General features: G+C 61.0%; 19 protein-coding genes. 13 read left to right on the forward strand and 6 right to left on the reverse strand.

The annotated features are described in order from the left end of the window. Window positions 1-28 precede the first annotated feature (28 nt). From J3P86_RS12320 to J3P86_RS12350, 7 genes are all read left to right on the forward strand, one after another. The gene (locus J3P86_RS12320; protein ID WP_434623987.1) at window positions 29-760 is read left to right on the forward strand and encodes a GntR family transcriptional regulator; all 732 of its coding nucleotides are present in this window, start codon (window positions 29-31) and stop codon (window positions 758-760) included. Between the two features lie 123 nt (window positions 761-883). Next, on the forward strand, window positions 884-2,173 hold the full coding sequence (locus J3P86_RS12325) for an MFS transporter (protein WP_434651871.1): 1,290 nt from the start codon (window positions 884-886) through the stop codon (window positions 2,171-2,173). A gap of 27 nt (window positions 2,174-2,200) precedes the next feature. Further along, entirely contained in the window at window positions 2,201-3,031 is an 831-nt protein-coding gene (locus J3P86_RS12330; RefSeq protein ID WP_434700448.1) for an amidohydrolase family protein, read from the forward strand. Window positions 3,032-3,218: 187 nt separating this feature from the next. Then, on the forward strand, window positions 3,219-5,402 hold the full coding sequence (locus tag J3P86_RS12335; protein ID WP_434700449.1) for a PAS domain-containing sensor histidine kinase: 2,184 nt from the start codon (window positions 3,219-3,221) through the stop codon (window positions 5,400-5,402). After that, complete coding sequence (locus tag J3P86_RS12340) at window positions 5,399-5,761, forward strand: response regulator (RefSeq protein ID WP_434623979.1); 363 nt, start codon at window positions 5,399-5,401, stop codon at window positions 5,759-5,761. Before J3P86_RS12335 ends, J3P86_RS12340 begins: the two co-directional genes overlap by 4 nt. 20 nt (window positions 5,762-5,781) lie before the next feature. Further along, the gene (locus J3P86_RS12345) at window positions 5,782-6,225 is read left to right on the forward strand and encodes an HIT family protein (RefSeq protein WP_434700451.1); all 444 of its coding nucleotides are present in this window, start codon (window positions 5,782-5,784) and stop codon (window positions 6,223-6,225) included. A 126-nt stretch (window positions 6,226-6,351) separates the two neighbouring features. Then, window positions 6,352-6,870, forward strand: a complete 519-nt coding sequence (locus tag J3P86_RS12350; RefSeq protein WP_434700453.1) for a hypothetical protein — start codon at window positions 6,352-6,354, stop codon at window positions 6,868-6,870. A gap of 28 nt (window positions 6,871-6,898) precedes the next feature. Here J3P86_RS12350 and J3P86_RS12355 read toward each other — a convergent pair whose 3' ends face one another. Further along, the gene (locus tag J3P86_RS12355; protein WP_434604710.1) at window positions 6,899-7,768 is read right to left on the reverse strand and encodes an AraC family transcriptional regulator; all 870 of its coding nucleotides are present in this window, start codon (window positions 7,766-7,768) and stop codon (window positions 6,899-6,901) included. Between the two features lie 296 nt (window positions 7,769-8,064). On the opposite strand from J3P86_RS12355, the gene J3P86_RS12360 reads away from it, so the two are divergent. Further along, on the forward strand, window positions 8,065-9,228 hold the full coding sequence (locus J3P86_RS12360; RefSeq protein WP_434700456.1) for a (R)-mandelonitrile lyase: 1,164 nt from the start codon (window positions 8,065-8,067) through the stop codon (window positions 9,226-9,228). Here J3P86_RS12360 and J3P86_RS12365 read toward each other — a convergent pair. Next, window positions 9,216-10,109, reverse strand: a complete 894-nt coding sequence (locus J3P86_RS12365; RefSeq protein WP_434623971.1) for a LysR family transcriptional regulator — start codon at window positions 10,107-10,109, stop codon at window positions 9,216-9,218. The genes J3P86_RS12360 and J3P86_RS12365 overlap by 13 nt on opposite strands. Before the next feature lie 31 nt (window positions 10,110-10,140). Then, complete coding sequence (locus tag J3P86_RS12370; RefSeq protein WP_434700458.1) at window positions 10,141-10,434, reverse strand: hypothetical protein; 294 nt, start codon at window positions 10,432-10,434, stop codon at window positions 10,141-10,143. Between the two features lie 1,754 nt (window positions 10,435-12,188). Between J3P86_RS12370 and J3P86_RS12375 the strand changes: the two genes are divergently transcribed. From J3P86_RS12375 to J3P86_RS12390, 4 genes are read left to right on the forward strand one after another with little or no spacing between them, the layout of a single operon-like run. Next, window positions 12,189-12,671, forward strand: coding sequence for a formate dehydrogenase subunit gamma (locus tag J3P86_RS12375; RefSeq protein WP_434700459.1), 483 nt, complete (start codon window positions 12,189-12,191; stop codon window positions 12,669-12,671). After that, entirely contained in the window at window positions 12,665-14,224 is a 1,560-nt protein-coding gene (locus tag J3P86_RS12380) for a formate dehydrogenase beta subunit (RefSeq protein ID WP_434700460.1), read from the forward strand. Before J3P86_RS12375 ends, J3P86_RS12380 begins: the two co-directional genes overlap by 7 nt. Continuing rightward, window positions 14,221-17,097 (forward strand): formate dehydrogenase subunit alpha, encoded by a 2,877-nt coding sequence (gene fdhF, locus J3P86_RS12385; protein ID WP_434700461.1) that lies wholly within the window; start codon window positions 14,221-14,223, stop codon window positions 17,095-17,097. Before J3P86_RS12380 ends, fdhF begins: the two co-directional genes overlap by 4 nt. Then, window positions 17,094-17,315, forward strand: a complete 222-nt coding sequence (locus J3P86_RS12390) for a formate dehydrogenase subunit delta (RefSeq protein WP_434700462.1) — start codon at window positions 17,094-17,096, stop codon at window positions 17,313-17,315. The genes fdhF and J3P86_RS12390 overlap by 4 nt, the downstream gene beginning before the upstream one ends. Window positions 17,316-17,921: 606 nt before the next feature. On the opposite strand, the gene J3P86_RS12395 is transcribed toward J3P86_RS12390, so the two are convergent. The 3 genes from J3P86_RS12395 to J3P86_RS12405 all read right to left on the reverse strand — a co-directional run bounded on the left by J3P86_RS12395 (window position 17,922) and on the right by J3P86_RS12405 (window position 20,324). Next, window positions 17,922-18,242, reverse strand: coding sequence for an isochorismate lyase (locus J3P86_RS12395; protein WP_434623959.1), 321 nt, complete (start codon window positions 18,240-18,242; stop codon window positions 17,922-17,924). Between the two features lie 193 nt (window positions 18,243-18,435). Further along, window positions 18,436-18,717 carry a fructose-bisphosphate aldolase gene (locus J3P86_RS12400; protein ID WP_434700463.1) on the reverse strand — a complete coding sequence of 94 codons (282 nt, stop codon included), beginning with the start codon at window positions 18,715-18,717 and terminating at the stop codon, window positions 18,436-18,438. A 467-nt stretch (window positions 18,718-19,184) separates the two neighbouring features. Further along, entirely contained in the window at window positions 19,185-20,324 is a 1,140-nt protein-coding gene (locus tag J3P86_RS12405) for an epoxide hydrolase family protein (RefSeq protein WP_434700464.1), read from the reverse strand. Window positions 20,325-20,432: 108 nt separating this feature from the next. Here J3P86_RS12405 and J3P86_RS12410 point away from each other — a divergent pair, with 108 nt between their 5' ends. Further along, entirely contained in the window at window positions 20,433-21,107 is a 675-nt protein-coding gene (locus tag J3P86_RS12410; protein WP_434700465.1) for a hypothetical protein, read from the forward strand. Window positions 21,108-21,130 lie beyond the last annotated feature (23 nt).

Here is a 21,130-nt window from a genome sequence, read left to right on the forward strand (position 1 = left end):
GACTAGATAACAAGGTGGATATAGTCCTATGAACGCCCTGTCCAGCGACGCCCGCCTGCCGCTTTATCAACGTTTGCGTGACCAGCTGGCGGAGCAGATCGCCAACAATCGCTGGCGTCCGGGGGAGGCGATTCCGACCGAGGCAGCGTTGTCAGCCGAATACCAGCTGTCCACCGGAACCGTGCGCAAGGCAATTGATGCCTTGGTCAGCGAGGGCATCCTGGAGCGCCAGCAAGGGCGGGGCACCTTCATTCGTCGTCCGCAGTTCCAGTCATCGTTGTTTCGTTTCTTTCGCTTTCAGTCGGCGTCCGGTGAACGCCGGGTTCCGCAGAGTCGCATCCTGTCTGTCGAGCCGGTGGCGGCGCCATCGGCGGTCGCGCAGGCCTTGGGGTTGCCGGTCGATGCGCCGGTGATCCGCATCGTCCGGGTGCGTCTGCTGGAAGTCGAGCCGGTGCTCGCCGAAGAAATCTGGCTGCCACGTGGCCGATTCCAGCCGTTGCTGGAGATCGACCTGAACCAGAAAGGGCCGTTGCTCTATCCCATCTACGAGGAAATCTGCGGGCAGGTGGTTGCCTATGCGCAGGAAACCCTCACGGCCGAATCGGTCAACGAGGTGCATGCGCGCCTGTTGCAGGTTCCGGTCCACAGCCCGGTGGTGGTGATCGAGCGCCTGGCCCGCGATTACGCCGGCAACCCGCTGGAATGGCGCCGTTCGCGCGGGCATGCCGAGCATTTCCGCTACAGCGTCGAAATCCGCTGACTTCGGCGGGCTAGCGGCGTCTCGAACGCCGCTGCCCTTGCCCTGTGTGTTTTTCCTGACTGGCCCTGCAGCGGCGCGGTTCGCTCTCGGCTGCCTTTTGTTTCACTCATAAGGATAAGAATCATGTTCAGTTGGTATCGCCAGATCACTTCGCGGGAGCGCAAGACGTTTTGGGCGTGTTTTGGCGGCTGGTCGCTCGACGCGCTGGAGGTCCAGATGTTCGGCCTGGCGATACCGGCGTTGATCGCCGCGTTCGCCTTGTCCAAGGGCGATGCGGGGCTGATCAGCGGCGTTACGCTGGTGACCTCGGCCCTGGGTGGCTGGGTCGGCGGGACGCTATCCGACCGTTATGGCCGGGTGCGCACGCTGCAATGGATGATCCTGTGGTTCTCGTTCTTCACCTTCCTGTCGGCGTTCGTCACGGGCTTTCACCAACTGTTGATCGTCAAGGCATTGCAGGGCTTTGGCATTGGCGGAGAGTGGGCCGCCGGCGCGGTGCTGATGGCCGAGACGATCAATCCGAAATACCGCGGCAAGGTCATGGGCACGGTCCAGAGCGCCTGGGCGGTGGGTTGGGGGCTGGCTGTCGGGGTCTTTACGCTGATCTACTCCCTGGTGCCGCAGGACATGGCCTGGCGGGTGATGTTCATCGTCGGCCTGCTGCCGTCGTTCCTGATCATCTGGGTGCGCCGCAACGTCGAGGAGCCGGACAGTTTCCAGCGGCTGCAAAAGGAACAGGCGATTCCGCAGAGCTTCTTCAAGTCCCTGGGCGGCATCTTTCGCCCGGAACTGATTCGCGTGACCCTGTTCGGCGGTTTGCTCGGGTTGGGTGCCCACGGCGGTTATCACGCGGTGATGACCTGGCTGCCGACCTTCCTCAAGACCGAGCGCAACCTGTCGGTGCTCAATTCCGGCGGCTACCTGGCGGTGATCATCTTTGCCTTCTGGTGCGGTTGTGTCGTCAGTGGCTTGCTGATCGATCGCATCGGCCGGCGCAAGAACATCCTGTTGTTCGCGCTGTGCTGTGTGGTGACCGTGCAGTGCTACGTCTTCCTGCCGCTGAGCAATACGCAGATGTTGTTCCTGGGCTTCCCGCTCGGCTTTTTCGCAGCCGGCATTCCGGCCAGCCTCGGGGCGTTCTTCAACGAGTTGTACCCGGCGGATGTACGCGGTGCCGGCGTCGGTTTCTGCTACAACTTCGGCCGGGTGCTGTCGGCGGTATTCCCGTTCCTGGTGGGGCACATGAGCGATTCCATGTCCCTGGGATCAGCCATCGGCATTGATGCGGGCATCGCCTACGGCGTGGCTGTGCTCGCGGCGCTTTGCCTGCCGGAAACCCGCGGCCGTAGCCTTGAGGCATCTGCGTCACCGGCGCCCGCCGTGGCATCTGCCAGCGAGAGCGCCCGCGCCTGATCACTTTAATTTTGATAGATGAGAACCATGGTTGATTCCTGTACTACGTCGATGACCGGCATCGACTGCCATGCCCACGTGTTCAGCCGTGAGCTGGAGCTGGCTGCCGTGCGGCGTTACACACCGGACTATGACGCTACGCTTGCGCAATACCTGAACCATCTGCAGACCCATGGCTTGAGCCATGGTGTTCTGGTTCAGCCGAGCTTTCTCGGCACCGATAACCGCTACCTGCTCGCCGCGCTGGAACAGGCGCCGGAGCAACTGCGCGGGGTCGTGGTGGTGGAACCGGATATCAGCCGAGTCGAGCTGGAGGAGATGGCGCGGCTGGGCGTGGTCGGCGTTCGCTTGAACCTGATGGGCACGGCCTCGCCCGACTTTCGCGAAACCCTGTGGAAAGACTTCCTTGGCCACCTTGCCGAATTGGATTGGCATGTCGAATTGCATGCCCCGGTAGAACAACTGCCGGGACTGATTCGCCAGTTGATGCCGTTCGGCGTGCGCTTGGTGGTCGACCACTTCGGTCGCCCCGATGCGCGTTCGGGCCTTGATCAACCGGGATATCCCGAGCTGATGACGCTGGGCGCCAGTGGGCAAGTCTGGATGAAAGTTTCCGGCATCTATCGGCTGGCGGGCACCAAGCAGCAGAATCTGGCATTCGCCAGGTCCGCATTGGGCCTGCTGGAGCAGAGTTTCGGCGCCCATCGCCTGGTATGGGGCAGTGATTGGCCGCATACACAACACGAGGCAGTCATCGGCTTCGATACGGTGATGCGCCAGTTACAGGATTTGCAGATTTCTTTGCCGTTTATGCGCGCGCTTATGGTAGAAACGCCCCGCGCGTTGTTCCGATTTTGAGACTGACGTGCCATGTCACCGAATTTTCCTGAACTCGCAGGATGAATAAGGATCTAGTATCCATTGCAGCTGCATGAAAAAATCCGCTCCGGCATGTAAAGGAATAGTCCGGGCTGGGATCGCCGACTCAGGGGATACCGGGTCGTTGTGTAGCAGGCGCATTCAGCCAGGCGGATTGGGGATAGAAATGTCGAATATTGAAGCGTTTCCCAGGGAGACGCGTACACCGAGCGAATATGAAGGGCTCGTGGCGATGGGCGCAAACGCGCTCGACGCCATTCCTGGCGCGGTGTATCTGTGTGATCACAACGGCTGGCTGGTCCGCTACAACAGCGAGGCGGCCACGTTGTGGGGACGAGCGCCGGTATTAGGGGAGGGCGGCGACCGTTTTTGCGGTTCCTATCGCCTGTTCCTGGCCGACGGTACGCCGTTGGCATTGGAAGACTGCCCGATGGCCTGGGCGCTGGAGTCGGGTACGGCGACGCGCAACCAGGAAGTGTTTATCGAGCGTCCGGACGGCTCGCGGATCGTCGCGCTGGTGAACATCCGGGCCCTGAGGGATGAGCAGGGCACTATCCAAGGGGCGATCAACTGCTTCCAGGATGTCTCGGCGCACCACGCGATGGCCGACGAGCTACGGCGCAAGAATGCCGACCTGGAAGACTTCTTCGAAAACAGTGCGGTCGGCCTGCACATCGTCAGCGGCGAAGGCACCATTGTGCGTGCCAACAAGGCTGAGTTGGCCTTGCTCGGTTATTCGGCGCAGGAGTACATCGGCCGCCACATCACCGAGTTCCATGTCGATGAGCCGGTCATCGGCGACATCCTGAGCAAATTGAGCAACGGCGAATGCCTGGAAGACTATCCGGCTCGCCTTCGAGCCAAGGATGGTTCGATCAAGCATGTCACCATCACCTCCAACGGGCGATTCGAGGACGGCAAGCTTTTCAACACCCGGTGCTTCACCGTGGACGTGACCTCGGTCCATGCGGCCGAGACGGCACGCCAGGAGAGCGACGACCGGTTGTCCGCAACCTACGAGGCGGCGACGATCGGCATTGCCGAAGCCGGGGCGGATGGCCGTCTGTTGCGGGTCAACGATGCGCTCTGCAACATGCTCGGGCGCTCGCGCGAAGAACTGCTGAACATGACTTTCCTGGGGTATACCCACTCCGACAGCACCGACGAAGACGCCGCGCTGTATGCGCGCCAAGTGGCCGGCGAGCTGGATAACTACGTGCTGCGCAAACGCGCCTTCAAGCCTGACGGAGAAACCGTCTACCTGGACATCCACAGCTCATCGGTCCGGGACTCCCAAGGCGTGTTTCGTTATGGCGTGCGGGTTATCCAGGATGTCACGCAGGCGCGGCGCATGGAAAACCAGATCCTCGAAAGCGAACGGCACATGCGCAACCTGCTCGAGGCGCTGCCCGCGGCGGTCTATACCACGGACGCGCAAGGCCGGATCAATTTTTTCAACCGGGCAGCGGTCGAGTTGTCGGGGCGTACGCCTGAACTGGGCGACCTTTGGTGCGTGACCTGGAAACTGTTCACCACCGATGGCAATTTCCTGCCCCACGACCAGTGCCCGATGGCGGTGGCCTTGAAGGAAAACCGGCCGATACGCGGGGTCGAGGCAGTCGCGGAGCGTCCCGACGGCAGCCGGGTCCCGTTCGCGCCTTATCCCACGCCGCTGCACGACGCGCAGGGCAACCTGGTCGGCGCCATCAACATGCTGGTGGACATCTCCGAGCGCAAGCAGGCCGAAGACCGGCAGAAAACCCTGATCGACGAGCTCAACCACCGGGTCAAGAATACCCTGGCCACGGTGCAATCCCTGGCAGCCCAGACCGCCCGCAATGCGGTGGATGCAAAGGATGGTTACAACCGTTTCGAAGCCCGGCTTCTCGCGTTGTCCCGCGCCCACGATCTGTTGACGAGGCGCCATTGGGGCCAGACCCCGCTGGCCTCCCTGGCCCGGGAAGTGTTGGTGCCGATATTCGGGGCCGACCCTGGCCGTATCACCTTGGAGGGTGATGCCATCGACGTCGATACCCGGGTCGCGCTCGGCCTGACCATGACCCTCAACGAACTGGCGATCAATGCGCTCAAGTACGGCGCGATGTCGGTCGAGACGGGCAGGCTTTCGCTGAACTGGAACGTCCAGCCGCAATCGAACGGCACCTTGCTGACCTTGGATTGGCGCGAGCAGGGCGGCCCCCCGGTGTTTCCGCCGGAACGGGAAGGGCTCGGTTCGCGGTTGATGAAGCGCTGTATCGAGCGCGATCTTGGCGGAATTTTTGTCCTGACTTTTGCACCTGAGGGCGTTCTCTGTCGCTTCTCGTTCATGGTCGTTGAGCAATCTGCATGACCCGGTTTGCTGGTATCAGGGTTCTGCTTGTCGAGGACGAAGGCGCGGTCGCCATGTTGATCGAGGAAATGCTCGAAGAGCTGGGCTGCACGGTGGTGGCGTCAGTCCCACGACTCGCCCAGGCTCGGGAAAAAGCGGACACCCTGGAGGTTGACCTGGCAATTCTGGACGTCAATCTGGCTGGTGAACGAGTGTTCCCGGTGGCTGATATCCTGCGTGCACGTAACGTTCCTTTCCTGTTCAGCACCGGATACGGCGTCAGCGGCCTGCCCGCTGACTTCGCCCAGTGTCCGGTTCTGCACAAGCCCTTTTCCGAAAACGAATTGCAGCTGAAGATAGCGCTGACGCTGAAAAGTTGAAGTATTTGCGAGGAGCAACCATGAGCTTGTACGGCCAATACGATCCGCAGAACATCTTTGCGCTGATTCTTCGCGGCGAAGCGCCCTGCTATAAAATCTACGAAGACACTGATGTACTGGCCTTCCTCGATATTTTTCCGCAGTCGCGCGGTCATGTGCTCGTCATCCCGAAGGCGGCCCAGGCGCGCAATATTCTCGATGTCGACCCCGCGGTGCTGGGCAAGATGATGTCGGCGGCGCAACGCCTCACTCGGATCCTCGTCGACGAGCTGCAGCCGGATGGCGTGCAGATCGCGCAGTTCAACGGCGCGCCCGCCGGGCAAACGGTCTTCCATATCCACGTCCACATCATCCCGCGCTGGGACGGCGCCGCGCCTGAGGCTCATGGACAGGGCAAGGCCGATCCGCAGGAGCTTGAAGCGTTGCAGGCGCGGCTGGTGGAGCGTATTCGTTCGCAAGAGTGATGGCTTAGTCTTCGAAGGGGGGGCACCGAGTGTGCGCCCCACCGCAAAACCCATGACAAATCGTCACCAACCTCCATTCCAGACGCTAATATCCGCGCCAATCCTTGGACATCGCGGACCCACCTTATGAAATTGCGCCTGCTGACCGCTGCCTTGTTTTTCATCTGCACCCTGGCTCAAGCCGCAGAACCGAAACCCATTCCGCAAGCCTTGGAGGCACAGATCGGGCATCTGGTGGCGCTGCTCAAGGACAGCTATGCCACCGGCTACCCCGACGCGGCGCTGGTGCAAACGCTCGATACCGGCGAGGACAGCCAGGTCACGCTCGCGGTCTTCACTATCGAGGGCTTTGGGATGGGCAACAATTACAGTCAGTACCTGGCGGCCTTTACCCCTGAGGAGAACGAAGAGGGCGTGCCGCATTACAGCCTGCTGGATGTGATGCGAATCGGCGGAGACAGCTGGCGAGCGATCGATAAGATGGACGCCAGGCTGGTCAGCGACCCGGCGGGTGAGCAGACCCTGATCGACATCGCGGCAATGGAAAACACCGACGACGATGCGCCGAACTTCCCTAGCAGAGCGGCAGTTATTCATCTGTCCTTGGCTGGTGCACAATCCCTGCGGTTGGTAGAGATAAAGTAGGGCGCTTTCGGTAGCGGGCGTTTATCCGCTATTGCAGCGGGACATACACATCGGTTTGCCATTGATCCTGTGGCGTCTCGGGATAGGCGCTCAGGTAGTGGAAAAACAGTGGCTGATCACGCAGCTCCTCACCGCTCGCGGGGAGCCAGTCGCGGTAGATCGGGTAGATCGTCTCGCCGATATGATCGGGCGACCCCGCATGGCGTACCACGACGTAGCGGCCGCCGGGAATGACGAGTGGGCCTACGCCGAACTCATTCGGCGTCACGTCTTCGTGAATCTCACCGCAGATCGCAAATCGGAAGGCGTGCGCAGGTGTCGTATCGGGATTGCCATAAGGAATACCGAACGTGCGGCTTGATGCCACCGGCGACTGCCCGCTGCGCATCCGCCACTCGATGAACTGGCGGACGCTCGCATTGACGAGCCCGGGCGGCCCGCGGTGCTCAAGGGCCGCTACGTTGATTTCAGTGAGTTCGATAATGCGTACTTGCATGAGAAGAGTCCTGGAAAAATGTGGGACGGCAAATACCGTGTTCCAGACCTGCCAGTTTGCATTCTTCCTGAACGCGCTTGGCGCGGCGCCGAACGCCCGGCTGAACGCCCTGGAGAACGCCTCGGGGCTCCTGAAGCCCGCATCCAGCGCGGCGTCCAGTACCGAATAATCGGCAACTGCGACCAGGCGATGTGCCGCGCGTCGTAGCCGCATCAGCTGGACGTAGCGCGAAACAGGCACGCCCATGAACGCCGTGAACTGGCGATGGAAGTGAAACGCCGAGAAGTTCGCCACATGACTTAACGTCCTCACCGACAGATCATCTTCCAGATTGGCATCGATATACGCCAGTACAGCGTCGAAGCGTTTTTTGTAGGCGTAATCGTTTGGTAGCTCAGGCACGGGGGAAGGCTCTTGGAGGTGCGGTCGGCGTCAGAGTCGACTATACGCGCAGAGCATGCCTAGCCGCGTTTGCTCAAAAGCGCGCAGTCAGGCCCTGAATTGGGCTGACGCTCCGATGCCAATACACTCCCTCGCCACGGTTGATGCATTCGTCCGCGTAGATAGGGCAGCCCGCCGCTCTCGTACTGGCTTATTTATGTGAATTCGATATGAGTCCTATGTCATTGCCATGGTTTATCGATCAATGATGCCCGGGTAGTTTGCTTCTCAAGGATATCCATAGAGAGGCAAACCCAATGAAGGCAAGCACCTTTTATCTTGCGTTATGCGCGGCGGCGCCTTTTGCCGACGCCGCCGGCCCGGAAAGCGCCAGCGAGTCGCGCAATTCACAACAGATCAGCCGGGCGGGCAGCCAGGCTTCCGCCGCAGGACCGGCGGACTATTTCACCGGACAGGTGCGTGTGGACCCGCTGTTCCCAGCGACGGAAGACATCAACGTGTCTGGCGCCTACGTCACTTTCGAACCGGGCGCGCGCTCGGCCTGGCATACCCATCCCGCCGGTCAGCGATTGGTAGTGGTCTCCGGCGTGGGCCTGACGCAGGAATGGGGCAAGCCGGTGCAGCAAATCCATCCCGGCGACGTGGTAGTTTGTCCTGCGGGCGTCAAGCACTGGCATGGCGCGGCGCCGGACAGCGCCATGACTCATCTGGCCGTGACCGGCACGGTGGAGGGCAAGAATGTGCAGTGGTTGGAGAAGGTCAGCGAGGAGCAATACGGCGCCGGTGGAACGCTGACATCATCGGCCAAGCCAGATGCTGCGGCGGTTTCACAAACCCTGTCGGCCAAACAGCGAGCCATTCCGCTGATCGCCGCCGCCATGGCCACAAGCAACATGCCGGCTCTCGATAGCGCCTTGAATAAAGGGCTGGATGCGGGTCTCAGCGTCAGCGAGGCGAAGGAAATCCTGGTGCAGCTCTACGCTTACAGCGGGTTTCCCCGCAGCCTCAACGCGCTGGGCGAATTGATGAAAGTCGTGGAGGCCCGAAAGCAACGCGGCGTGCAGGATGCTCCGGGGCGCGAGCCGACTCGCCCGATCCCTACCGGCGATGCATTACTGGTGGCGGGCAAGGCCAACCAGACACGGATCGCCGGCGCGCCTGTCCAAGGGCCGCTGTTCGACTTCGTCCCGGTCATCAACCAATATCTGCAGACGCACCTGTTCGGCGATATTTTCGAGCGCGACAACCTGGACTGGCAAAGCCGGGAGCTGGCGACGGTCGCCGCTCTGGCGGTGACCCCAGGGGTGGAGTCACAACTGCGTTCACACGTGGCTGCGAGCTTGCGGGTCGGATTGAGCGCTGCGCAATTGCGCCAATTGATCCAGCTGCTGGACGAGCAGGGCGAGGCCGCTGCGGCCAAGCGTGCCGCTGAGGCACTGGATGCCAGTCAGTCTTCGTAACGCAAGGCTTCGCGCAGCAGCGTGAAGGCCGGAGAGGTCTGGCGGCGACTCGGGTAGTACAGATGATAGCCGGAAAACGGCTCGCACCAATCGTCCAGTACCCGGATCAGCCGGCCTTGCGCGACAGCTTCCTGCACCAGATCTTCCGGCATGAAGGCCAACCCCAAGCCCTGGAGCGCCGCCTCCAGGCGCATGGCAATCGTGTTGAAAACCAGTTGGCCTTCTACCCGGACTTGCAGTTCCTGACCGCTTTTTTCAAATTCCCAGACATACAGGCCACCATGAGTCGGCATGCGCAAGTTGATGCAGTTGTGCGCCGTCAGGTCGTTTGGAATCAGCGGCTTGGGATGTTGGGCGAAGTACGCCGGCGAGCCGACGACCGCCATGCGCATGTCGGGGCCAATGCGCATGGCGATCATGTCCTTGGCGACCTGCGGGCCCAGCCGCACGCCGGCATCGAACCCCTCAGCGACGATGTCGGTAAAAGCGTAGTCGACGATGATCTCGATGTTCAGGTCGGGATTGTCAGGGAGCAACTTGGCGAGAACCGGCTGGAGCACGGTGATTGCAGAATGCTCGCCAGCGGTGATGCGCAATTTTCCGGCCGGTTTGTCGCGAAACTCACTGAGCATCGCCATCTCCTGATCGATCTCTTCAAACCGCGGCGCAACCACCTGCAACAGGCGTTCGCCCGCTTGGGTCGGGGCAACACTTCGCGTGGTACGCGACAACAGCCGGACTCCCAGCCGTTCTTCCAGTTGTCGCATCGCCCGACTCAGTGCCGGTTGCGACATGCCAAGCCTGGCCGCCGCCCGAGTGAAACTGCGCTCCTGGGCCACGACTGAGAAGATGGCGAGTTGGTCGTAGCGTTCGGTGGTCATTGAGCTGTCTCTGGATTTTTTCGGGGGACTGCTACTCGCGCCCAATCCAGACGCGATACCTGTTGTCCCGATCAAACGGGTCTTCCGGGTTCTCGTAGGTCTCAAGCATTTCAAGGAACCCCGCGCGCTCAAGACTGGCCAGATGCTCAAGGGTCCAATCGGCAGGAAAGTCGCCGGAAAAATCCTTTCCTTGATGTTCAACCCATCGAAAAACCGGGAAGGGCATGTAACCGAGCCACTCAGAGCGATAGGTGATCTCGTCAGAATCGCTGGTTTCTACTGCGGCGCGGATCTTGTTCTTGATGGCTTCCTGGTGTTCATCCATGGTGTTTTGGTGCTGGTTGGATCATGCCGTGCCACTCGCCTGGGAGTCGAAAATGATGCGCACCTCCGAACTTTGAAGCAAGCTTTTCGGGGTGACGGTACGACGTTGCCAAGGGATTCGGCCGAGGAACCACAGCCGCCAGAAGGCGAGATTCGGCTCGGCGTTATCTTGTAGTAACGTCGAAAGGCTGCCTGCTATAGCGAAATGCGATGTACATAAAAGCAAAACACTCTAAAGAACTGTCAACCTTTACAGGTTCAGTGATTGTGTTGTTGGACCATTCTCTGATCAGCGCTGAGGTTCTTTGTCAGTACTGACCCATCGGCAGGAGGCTGATGCCAGCTTGCCATCGACACAAATACGCATGAAGGACAACAAAAATGAATTTTCCAAAATTATGCATTACGTCCCTTGTTGTTTTTGCAGCGCAATGTAATTTTGCGCAGGCAGATACTAACCTATACCAGGGAGGGCCTAAAGCGCATGACCCGGACTGCCTAGCCGAATGGAACAAATCGTCGGCACGTTCATCGTGCTCCGGAATGACTTATATGACTCAGAAACCAACGGGCACTTGCAACCTGGATCAGACCTGCAGGGGGACTCAAGCTAACTCTAATATACGAAATACGAATTTCTTTCCCCTCGGGGATGTTAGCAAACTAAATAATTGCAATGGCACCCTAAAAAAAGGCAGCTGCTAATAAGGCTCTGCAGTAACAGAGTATGCGTGCTTAGCTGCGCTTCGGCAGGGTAAAACAAGAATGCTGTTAATAGATGATCTTCATACGGTCTAAGTTATTACAAACCAGTGTTCTTATACGACTTCGTGCCTTCTGGGCCATTCTTTAGGCAGGGCTGAGCCTGATGATCGGACCTAATTCGTTGCTAACCGGTTGATAGTCTATCTGCCGTTGGCGCAATATCTGAGGGTAAAAGAAATGAATTGTGCGTTGCGTCGTTTTCTCTTCTTGCGTTGCAATTTAATTTTGCGGAGGCAGCGCATGATGCTGAACGCCAAGCCGCATGGAGCAAGTCGTCTGCCTATAAGACTTGCACCGGAGATAGTTGGACTGCTCAGTCTTCAGTTGGCACTTGCCAGCTTTACCAAACTTGTGTAGGGGGGGCGGGGGCTCACACAGCTAAAGGCCTAACTTCGTCTAGTAAGGTTATTTACGGGAAGGATCGGACACGCCAAGCAATTAGTCTCCCTCTCGGCAACGTACAAAAGCTAAATAATTGCAAAGGTACACTAACGCTGGATCCCTGTTAGGGACTTTGAATAATTTAATTTTGGGTTTCGCAGGTGCCCGGTAAAATAGGAATCACTTCAGGTTGCACTTTTGCGCTTGGACAAAGTCTTCAGTGCAACCGGAACGCCCGACTTCCTCCTGTCTGTCGAGCGCGTCGGAGTCGACCTATTCATCCCTTACACGTTCCCCCTTCGCTTCAGTTCACCCTCCATAAACGATTCGAATGACTACAATTCTAGCCAGGAAGCCACTTCCTAGAAGAAATTGCTCGCACCCCAGTCGCTTTCAGGACACGTTTCGTCGTCCACGTGCAATCGCCGCCCCCCGGGAGTGGCAAGCTGTGAAGATGCCCCGGACCAGGTGCGCCGAAGACACCTGGCCGGAGAGCAGGAATGGCGATCGGATTTGCCACGCTACCGTGACGTGGGCCGCACGCCCTAGCCAAGACTCCGGACGACTACCGCCACGCGGCGGTGTCGTTCGAGATGCCGAGGTACGTTTATGCCTGATGAGACGCTTCACCTGCCTCTGATTCACAGCGTGCTGGCGCGCAAGAAGGACACCCCCGGTGCCTTGTTGCCCATCCTTCATGCCATCCAGGAAGGTTGCGGGTACGTTCCCGACGCCGCCGTCCCTGAAATCGCCCATGCCCTCAATCTCAGCCAGGCTGAAGTGCGCGGGGTAATCAGCTTCTACCATGACTTTCGCACCACGCCGCCGGCGCGCCATACCCTGCGCCTGTGCCGGGCGGAGTCGTGCCAGAGCATGGGGGCCGAAGGCCTGGCTGCGCAGTTGCGCGAACAACTGGCGCTTGACGATCACGGCACCAGTGCCGACGGGGCGATCAGCCTGCGGCCGGTCTATTGCCTGGGCGCCTGTGTGTGCTCGCCGGCCCTGGAGCTGGACGGGGAGTTGCACGCACGGCTGACCCCCGAACGCCTGCGCCAGTTGGTGAACGGTTGCCTGGAGGATGGCCCATGCTGACCCTCTGCATTCCCCGTGATTCAGTGGCCCGCGCCGTCGGTGCGGACAAGGTGGCGGATGCGCTGGTGCGCGAGGCCGAGCGTCGGCAATTGCCGCTTGAGGTGCTGCGCACCAGCTCTCGCGGGCTGTATTGGCTGGAACCCCTGGTAGAGCTTGAAACGCCCGAAGGGCGGTTGGGGTTTGGCCCGGTCACCGCGCAAGATGTGCCAGGCCTGCTCGATGCGCTTGGCCACGACCCGGGCGGTCATCCTTCGGCCTTGGGACTGGTGGAGAACATTGCGTATCTGAAAAGCCAGCAGCGCCTGTTGTTTGCGCGTGCCGGCATCACCCGGCCCTTGTCCCTCGGGGACTATCGGGCTCAGGGCGGATTCCTCGGCCTGGCCCGGGCGATCCGGATGGACGGCGCCGAGGTGGTTGCCCAAGTGCTGGATTCCGGCTTGCGCGGCCGGGGCGGCGCGGCGTTCCCGGCGGGCATCAAGTGGCGCACCGTGCGCGACGCGCAGGGCCCGCAAAAATACGTGGTCTGCAATGCCGACGAAGGCGACTCCGGTACGTTCGCCGACCGCATGTTGATGGAAGGCGATCCGTTCCTGCTGATCGAAGGCATGGTCATCGCCGGGATCTCGGTGGGCGCCACCATGGGCTACATCTATGTGCGCTCGGAATACCCGGACGCCGTCAGCACGCTGAACGAAGCGCTGCACATCGCCCGCGAAGCCGGTTACCTGGGCGCCGATGTCGGCGGCAGTGGCCGCGCCTTCGAGCTGGAAGTGCGAGTGGGCGCCGGCGCTTACATCTGTGGCGAAGAAACAGCGCTGCTGGAATCCCTTGAAGGCAAGCGCGGGATGGTGCGTGCCAAGCCGCCGCTGCCGGCGTTGCAGGGCCTGTTCGGCTTGCCGACGCTGGTTCATAACGTGGTGACCCTGGCCTCGGTGCCGTTGATTCTGGAGAAGGGCGCGCAGTTCTACCGGGACTTCGGCATGGGCCGTTCACTGGGCACCATGCCGTTCCAGCTGGCCGGCAACGTTCGTCGCGGCGGGCTGGTGGAGCGGGCATTTGGCCTGAGCCTGCGCGAGTTGGTGGAGGAGTATGGCGGCGGCACCGCCAGCGGTCGGCCGTTGAAGGCCGCGCAAGTCGGTGGCCCGCTGGGCGCGTGGGTACCCCCCGCGCAGTTCGACACACCGCTGGACTACGAAGCGTTCGCCGCCATGGGCGCGATGCTCGGCCACGGTGGCGTGGTGGTTGCCGACGACAGCCTGGACATGGCCCGGATGGCCCGGTTCGCCTTGCAATTCTGCGCCGAGGAATCCTGCGGCAAATGCACGCCGTGTCGCATCGGCTCGACCCGTGGCGTCGAGGTGGTGGATCGCTTGATCGCCAGCACCGATGCCAGTGCCCGCCAGGAACAGGCGGCGCTGTTGCAAGACCTTTGCGACACCCTGCAATACGGCTCGCTCTGTGCCCTCGGTGGGATGACGTCCTACCCCGTCGCCAGCGCCCTCAAGTACTTCCCCGCCGACTTCGGTCTGGCGACCACGGAGGCCGACCAATGATCAACATCTTCGATCCAGCCAGCGACATCGACCTGGGCACCCCGGCCCGAGTAAGCGACGTGCAGGTCAGCCTGACCATCGATGGCCGTGAAATCAGCGTTCCCTCCGGCACGTCGGTGATGCGCGCGGCGGCCTTGCTCGGTACCACCATCCCGAAACTGTGCGCCACCGACAGCATGGAAGCCTTCGGCTCCTGCCGTATGTGCCTGGTGGAGATCGACGGGATGCGCGGTTACCCGGCCTCGTGCACCACGCCGGTGACCGACGGCATGGTGGTCCGCACCCAGACCTCAAAGCTCGCCACGCTGCGTCGCAACGTGATGGAACTGTACATCTCCGATCACCCGCTGGACTGCCTGACATGCCCGGCCAACGGCAACTGCGAGTTGCAGACCGTGGCCGGGCAGGTGGGCTTGCGGGAGGTGCGCTACGGCTACGAAGGCGCCAATCACCTGGCCGAAGCCAAGGACGTGTCCAACCCTTATTTCGACTACGACCCGAGCAAGTGCATCGTTTGCAGCCGCTGCGTGCGTGCCTGCGAGGAAATCCAGGGCACCTTCGCCCTGACCATCAGCGGACGCGGCTTTGATTCCCGTGTCGAAGCGGCCGGCGGTGACAACTTCCTCGACTCCGAATGCGTGTCCTGCGGCGCCTGCGTCCAGGCCTGCCCGACAGCGACGCTGATCGACAAGAGCGTCGTCGAAATCGGCCAGCCGGAGCGCAGCGTCGTCACCACCTGCGCCTATTGCGGCGTGGGCTGCTCGTTCCGCGCCGAGATGAAAGGCGAACAATTGGTGCGCATGGTCCCGGACAAGAACGGCCAGGCCAACCACGGCCACTCGTGCGTCAAGGGCCGCTTCGCCTGGGGCTACGCGACGCACCCGGACCGCATCACCAAGCCGATGATCCGCAAGCACATCAACGACCCGTGGCAGGAAGTCAGCTGGGAGGAGGCGGTCACCTACGCCGCCAGCGAACTGCGGCGCATCCAGCTCAAGTACGGGCGTGATTCCATCGGCGGTATCACCTCCAGCCGCTGCACCAACGAAGAAACCTACCTGGTGCAGAAGCTGGTGCGCACGGCGTTCGGCAACAACAACGTCGACACCTGCGCGCGGGTCTGCCATTCGCCGACTGGTTATGGCCTCAAGCAAACGCTGGGCGAATCGGCCGGCACGCAGAATTTCGACTCGGTAATGAAAGCTGACGTGATCATGGTGATGGGCGCCAACCCCACCGATGCGCACCCGGTGTTCGGCTCCCAGCTCAAGCGCCGCCTGCGCCAGGGCGCGCGGCTGATTGTCATCGACCCGCGGCGCATCGACCTGGTGGATTCGCCTCACGCCCGTGCCGAGCTGCATCTGCAGTTGCGTCCGGGCACCAACGTGGCGATGCTCAACGCGTTGGCCCACGTGATTGTCACCGAGGGGCTGGTTGACGAGTCTTTCGTCAAAGAGCGTTGCGAGGCGACAGATTTCGCCCGTTGGCGCGACTTCGTCAGCTTGCCGGAAAATGCGCCCGAGATCCTCGGCCCGGTGTGCGGCGTGCCCGCCGAGCAGATCCGCGCCGCCGCGCGGCTCTACGCCACCGGCGGCAACGCGGCCATCTACTACGGCCTCGGTGTGACCGAACACAGCCAGGGCAGCACCTCGGTGATGGGCATCGCCAACCTTGCCATGGCCACCGGCAATATCGGCCGCGAGGGCGTCGGGGTGAACCCGCTGCGTGGGCAGAACAACGTCCAGGGTTCCTGCGACATGGGCTCGTTCCCCCATGAGCTGCCGGGCTATCGGCACATCTCCAATGAAGCGGTGCGGGCCCAGTTCGAGCAGGCCTGGAACGTGACGTTGCAACCCGACCCGGGCCTGCGCATCCCGAACATGTTCGAGGCAGCGCTGGACGGCACTTTCAAGGCGCTTTACTGCCAGGGCGAGGACATCGCCCAGAGCGATCCCAATACCCAGCATGTGACTGCGGCGCTGACTGCTTTGGAGTGCGTGATCGTGCAGGACATCTTCCTCAACGAAACGGCCAAGTTTGCCCATGTGTTCCTGCCGGGCAGCTCGTTCCTCGAGAAGGACGGTACCTTCACCAACGCCGAGCGCCGTATCTCCCGCGTTCGCAAGGTCATGGACCCGCTGGCCGGCAAGGCCGACTGGGAAGCCACCATCGCCTTGGCCGATGCCCTGGGCTACAAGATGCACTATAACCATCCCTCGGAAATCATGGATGAAATCGCCCGCCTGACGCCGACCTTCAGTCGTGTCAGCTACGCCGAGCTGGAGCGTCACGGCAGCCTGCAATGGCCGTGCAACGATGCCGCGCCGGACGGCACGCCGACCATGCACATCGACCAATTCGTGCGCGGCAAAGGGCGCTTCATGCTCACCGGCTATGTGCCCACCGAGGAGAAGGTCAATGGCCGTTATCCGCTGCTGCTGACCACCGGACGGATCCTCAGCCAGTACAACGTCGGCGCCCAGACCCGGCGCACCGACAACGTGGCGTGGCACGAGGAGGATCGCCTGGAAATCCACCCGACCGACGCCGAGAATCGTGGCATCGCCGAGGACGATTGGGTCGGTATCAGCAGTCGCGCCGGGCAGACGGTGCTGCGCGCCAAGGTCACCGAGCGGGTGGCGCCGGGGGTGGTCTACACCACGTTCCACTTCCCTGAATCCGGGGCCAACGTGATCACCACCGACAACTCGGACTGGGCCACCAACTGCCCGGAATACAAAGTCACGGCGGTAGAAATCGTGCGGGTCACCCAGCCTTCGGAATGGCAGAAGCGTTATCAGGCCTTCAGCGACGAACAGCGGCGCCTGCTGAAGGAACGTCGTCACGCCGAGAAAGCCGAGGTGCGCCGATGAGCTCGCAGAACCTGATCAAGATGGCCAACGAGATTGCCCGCTACTTCGCCACGGAGCCTGATCAGTCGCTGGCGGTGAGCGGCATCCGCCAGCACATCAAGAACTTCTGGACGCCGGGCATGCGCAGGGATTTGCAGGGTTGGGAGGAGAAGCATCCGGATGCGGTTTTGCATCCGTTGGTGTTGGCGGTGTTGGAGGAGCCTGAAGCCATGAACTGACATGCGGGGCCCTGTGGCGAGGGAGCTGGCGCCCGCTGCTGAGTACATATCCATTGCTTGGGTAACGGCTACTTAGGGTTCCGCCCTTACGGCGGGTCACTTTTGGAAGAGCGCCAAAAGTAACCAAAAACGCTTTGCCCCACCACTCGGCACCTCGCCCGGGCTCGGTGTGCCTGAACGAAGGCATTGCTCCGTGGGCCCGCCGCGAAGGGCCGTCCCTGGCCCAGCGCGGCTAACCCGGCATCCATGCCGGGTTGCCCACTCCACAACACCTTCGTTCAGCCAGCGTGGTTAACGGGGCGCCCGAGATCAACGTCCCCCGCGAGGCGGCCTAGTAGCCGACCTGGATCTCGCTGTCGTACTCTGATCCAACTGTGGGAGCGAGCCTGCTCGCGAAGGCGGAGTGTCAGCCAATTAAGATGCTGAATGTGCCGACGCCTTCGCGAGCAGGCTCGCTCCCACAGGGTCCTATGTGTACCGTGAGATCTATATCCGCCGAAAATCCAGTGTGGGAGCGAGCTTGCTCGCGATAGCGGTCGTTCAGTGACGAAAGTGTCTGACTTGCCACCGTCATCGCGAGCAAGCTCGCTCCCACAGGTGCATGGCTCAGGCTTTGGATTGTTGCGCCGCCCAGTGTTTCATCTCTTCAGAGATGAAGTGATTGACCAGGTCGCTGTACATCTTTTCGATGGCATCCGGGCTGAGGTCCTCGGCCTCGGCCCATTGCCGCCTAATTGCCAGCATCGCCTGGAAACGCTCCGGGGCGCGGACCGAGGTCGCCGAAGTCTTGAACTTCGATGCCGCCAATACGTATTGAAAGCGCTTGCCCAAGAGTTTGATGACAGTCTGGTCCAGGGCATCGATTTCGCGGCGGATGTCTTCCATGCCGGTGCATTGCGCGGGGGACAGCTGGTTGTCGACTTCCATGTAGTTAACTCCGTTTGTTGAACTCTGATGTAACTCCCGGTGGGAGGCTCTTTGTGGCGAGGGGATTTATCCCCGCTGGGGTGCGAGGCACCCCTTGGATCAGACACCGCAGTGTGCCTGGCGATATTGAGTCGCTGACTTAGGGCTGCTTCGCAGCCCAGCGGGAGCAAGCTCCCTCGCCACGGGTTTTAAATCAACCTTTCAGACCGCGTCGTTCAATGACGCCGAACACGTCGGCCACGTCCTGCACGAGGATCCGGGCAACGTTGGTCAGAGTGTTGATATCACTGGTGGATGAGTCCCGCAGGCTGGAGCAAGCCACCAGCGTCAGGTAATCGAGCGTGGCGTGCAGCCGCTCGCTGACACAGGCGTGGAGTTCGGGCAGTGGCGCGTGCGTGTCGATCAGCAGGACAGGGTAGGTGGTTGCAATCGGGGTGAGGGGGGTGTAGCGGGAAGATGCTTGATTCGTTGTCATTAGGTTGAACTCATTCGATAGGAAGAATAGCCACCTTTCTGCTGCGAATCATATGGGTGGCAGTTGCGCGAGGGTTCGCAGACCGAGGAACGAATCCAAAACTCGGCAGACCCGAAGATCTCCCGCGCGCAACCGCCATAAAATGAACACGGGCAAGTTTGCCTGAAATCATTTGACGGTATCCAGATTGTTCACTCGGGCTGCGAAACCCAGCCACCAGCCAAAGCCAGCGACGACCCAACTATAGAAGTCGATCCCAGCCCTCACAACCGACCTGTAGGACGCACACCGAACCCGTGGCGAGGGAGCTTGCTCCCGCTCGGTGGCGCAGCCGCCGCAAAACCGGGCGATGCGGAGCGTCTGAAGAAGTGGAGCCCTCGATCCTAGGCCGCTTCGCCGCCCCGGTGGAACAAGCTCCCACGCCACGGGTAGTCATTTCCTACAAGATTTGCAGACGGTCTTTTAGCTCAGCGCAAATCCCGAAAAAACGCCCGAATATCCTCCGCCAGCAACTCCGGCTGCTCCAACGCAGCAAAGTGACCACCGCGCGGCATCTGCGTCCAGCGCTTGATGTTATAGCCACGCTCCACCCAACTGCGTGGCGGCAGCGGCAGTTCCCTGGGAAACAACGCGACCCCAAGCGGCGGCTTCACCCGCTCGCCGCTGTTGAACAGCAAGGGCCGCTTGCTGCCTTCCACATACGGGCGAAACGACGAACCGATGCAGTTCGTCAGCCAGTAGAGCGTCACATTGGTCAGCAGCCATTCATGACTGATGGCGGGGCTCGTATCGCACCACGACAGGATTTTTTCCCCCATCCAGGCCAGCAACCCCGCCGGAGAGTCGCTCAGGCCCACGGCCAGGGTTTGCGGTTTGGTCCGCTGGATGTGCGCATAGGCGCCTTCGGCCTCGCTGAAGGCAGCGGCGCGTTGCAGGTAAGCGGTTTCTTCTTCGCTCAAAGGTGGGTCGGTTTCGCCAAGTGGCGGGCGGTAGGCGCCGGGAATGTAGTTGAGGTGGATGCCGGTCAGACGCTCGGGGAAACGCACGCCCAACCAGGTGGATACGGCCGCGCCGACATCGCCGCCCTGGGCTCCGAACCGCTCATAGCCGAGCCCCGTCATCAGCTCGCTCCACAAACCCGCCGCCTCGAAAGGCCCGCAACCCGCCTGTTTGAACGGCGCGGAAAAGGTATAGCCGGGCAAGGACGGCACCACCACATCGAACGCATCGGCTGGATCACCGCCATGGCTGGCCGGATCCGTCAGCAGTTCGATGATGCGCTGCATCTCGATGAACGACCCGGGCCAGCCGTGGGTGAGCACAAGCGGCATCGGATTGGGCCCGACGCCGCGCTGATGGACGAAATGAACCTGCTGGCCGCTCAGGGTGGCGACAAATTGTGGCAGGCGATTGAGCGCGGCTTCCTGGGCGCGCCAGTCGAAGGTTGTCGACCACTGGGTAAGAAGTTCCCCAAGCACGTCCATGTGTATGCCTTCGCTCCAGCCCTGGCTGGCCAGTGGCACCGGTAGCCGAGTGTTTTGCAGGCGATGGCGCAGGTCATCAAGAGTCCGTTCGGGAATGTAAATGGTAAAAGGCTCGATGCGCATGGTTATACCCTGTGTCATGGTTTGGATTGACTCATCAGCCTTGGATAGGGGTGTCCAGTCGGGTGGTGGCGATGTAATATCGTCGGCCAATTCCATGGTTGCGATAACGTGAACAAAAAGCTCCGCAATTCTGCGCTTACGCTTCTCCTCAGTGCCGTATTCATTACTTTCTCCCCTCGCTACGTCGACATCCCGCTTTCTATTGAATACTACGTCGTTGGCGCGGTGGTCCTCTCCATATTGGTGCTGTTTCATTGGGCGCTCCACCAGGGGGCCATGGCCGACAATCAGTTTTTCCTGGAACGGATACAGCAAAATCCGATGGTACGAATTACGCACCGGTTATCAGAGGAACATCTCGCGGCGAAGCTGCAAGCGGGAGCATTGATACCTTACCCAGTGAAGAGCGGTCGGCTGTTCAGATGGTTGGCCGAATTGCAGGATGGTAAAAGCCCGGCGACCTGGATTTCCATAGGCGAGCCACATGAGGTCAGGTCCATCTTTCTCGGCTCATTTTTTCAAAAAGAATGGACTAGGGCCATTTCGTTCGATGTACCAAGCACCGACGTCGTGATGCCGCCTATTTTTCTCAAGCATCTGTTTGGCTGCTACCAGCAACGGCTGCTCAAGCGCGTCGAGATCCCGCGTGATGCTGATCTGTATCGGCGTTCCGGGAGGCACTGGGCGAAGTTGTCCGCTGAGGAGGGTGAACAGTTAGTGTCGACAGCGCACGTCAGTACCTCGCTTGATGTACCTCAACGTAAACAACCGGAGCCTGCGTAAGGCTTCGTCAACTCGACCCTCAC

It is taken from the genome of Pseudomonas sp. D1-1, assembly GCF_051132225.1.
Lineage (GTDB): Bacteria > Pseudomonadota > Gammaproteobacteria > Pseudomonadales > Pseudomonadaceae > Aquipseudomonas.

Bases quoted from the DNA above. Each gene is read 5' to 3' on its own strand.
- J3P86_RS12320 (WP_434623987.1), top strand. From the start codon at position 29: ATGAACGCCCTGTCCAGCGACGCCCGCCTGCCGCTTTATCAACGTTTG.
- J3P86_RS12325 (WP_434651871.1), top strand. From the start codon at position 884: ATGTTCAGTTGGTATCGCCAGATCACTTCGCGGGAGCGCAAGACGTTT.
- J3P86_RS12330 (WP_434700448.1), top strand. From the start codon at position 2,201: ATGGTTGATTCCTGTACTACGTCGATGACCGGCATCGACTGCCATGCC.
- J3P86_RS12335 (WP_434700449.1), top strand. From the start codon at position 3,219: ATGTCGAATATTGAAGCGTTTCCCAGGGAGACGCGTACACCGAGCGAA.
- J3P86_RS12340 (WP_434623979.1), top strand. From the start codon at position 5,399: ATGACCCGGTTTGCTGGTATCAGGGTTCTGCTTGTCGAGGACGAAGGC.
- J3P86_RS12345 (WP_434700451.1), top strand. From the start codon at position 5,782: ATGAGCTTGTACGGCCAATACGATCCGCAGAACATCTTTGCGCTGATT.
- J3P86_RS12350 (WP_434700453.1), top strand. From the start codon at position 6,352: ATGAAATTGCGCCTGCTGACCGCTGCCTTGTTTTTCATCTGCACCCTG.
- J3P86_RS12360 (WP_434700456.1), top strand. From the start codon at position 8,065: ATGAAGGCAAGCACCTTTTATCTTGCGTTATGCGCGGCGGCGCCTTTT.
- J3P86_RS12365 (WP_434623971.1), bottom strand. From the start codon at position 10,109: ATGACCACCGAACGCTACGACCAACTCGCCATCTTCTCAGTCGTGGCC.
- J3P86_RS12370 (WP_434700458.1), bottom strand. From the start codon at position 10,434: ATGGATGAACACCAGGAAGCCATCAAGAACAAGATCCGCGCCGCAGTA.
- J3P86_RS12375 (WP_434700459.1), top strand. From the start codon at position 12,189: ATGCCTGATGAGACGCTTCACCTGCCTCTGATTCACAGCGTGCTGGCG.
- J3P86_RS12380 (WP_434700460.1), top strand. From the start codon at position 12,665: ATGCTGACCCTCTGCATTCCCCGTGATTCAGTGGCCCGCGCCGTCGGT.
- fdhF (WP_434700461.1), top strand. From the start codon at position 14,221: ATGATCAACATCTTCGATCCAGCCAGCGACATCGACCTGGGCACCCCG.
- J3P86_RS12390 (WP_434700462.1), top strand. From the start codon at position 17,094: ATGAGCTCGCAGAACCTGATCAAGATGGCCAACGAGATTGCCCGCTAC.
- J3P86_RS12395 (WP_434623959.1), bottom strand. From the start codon at position 18,242: ATGGAAGTCGACAACCAGCTGTCCCCCGCGCAATGCACCGGCATGGAA.
- J3P86_RS12400 (WP_434700463.1), bottom strand. From the start codon at position 18,717: ATGACAACGAATCAAGCATCTTCCCGCTACACCCCCCTCACCCCGATT.
- J3P86_RS12405 (WP_434700464.1), bottom strand. From the start codon at position 20,324: ATGCGCATCGAGCCTTTTACCATTTACATTCCCGAACGGACTCTTGAT.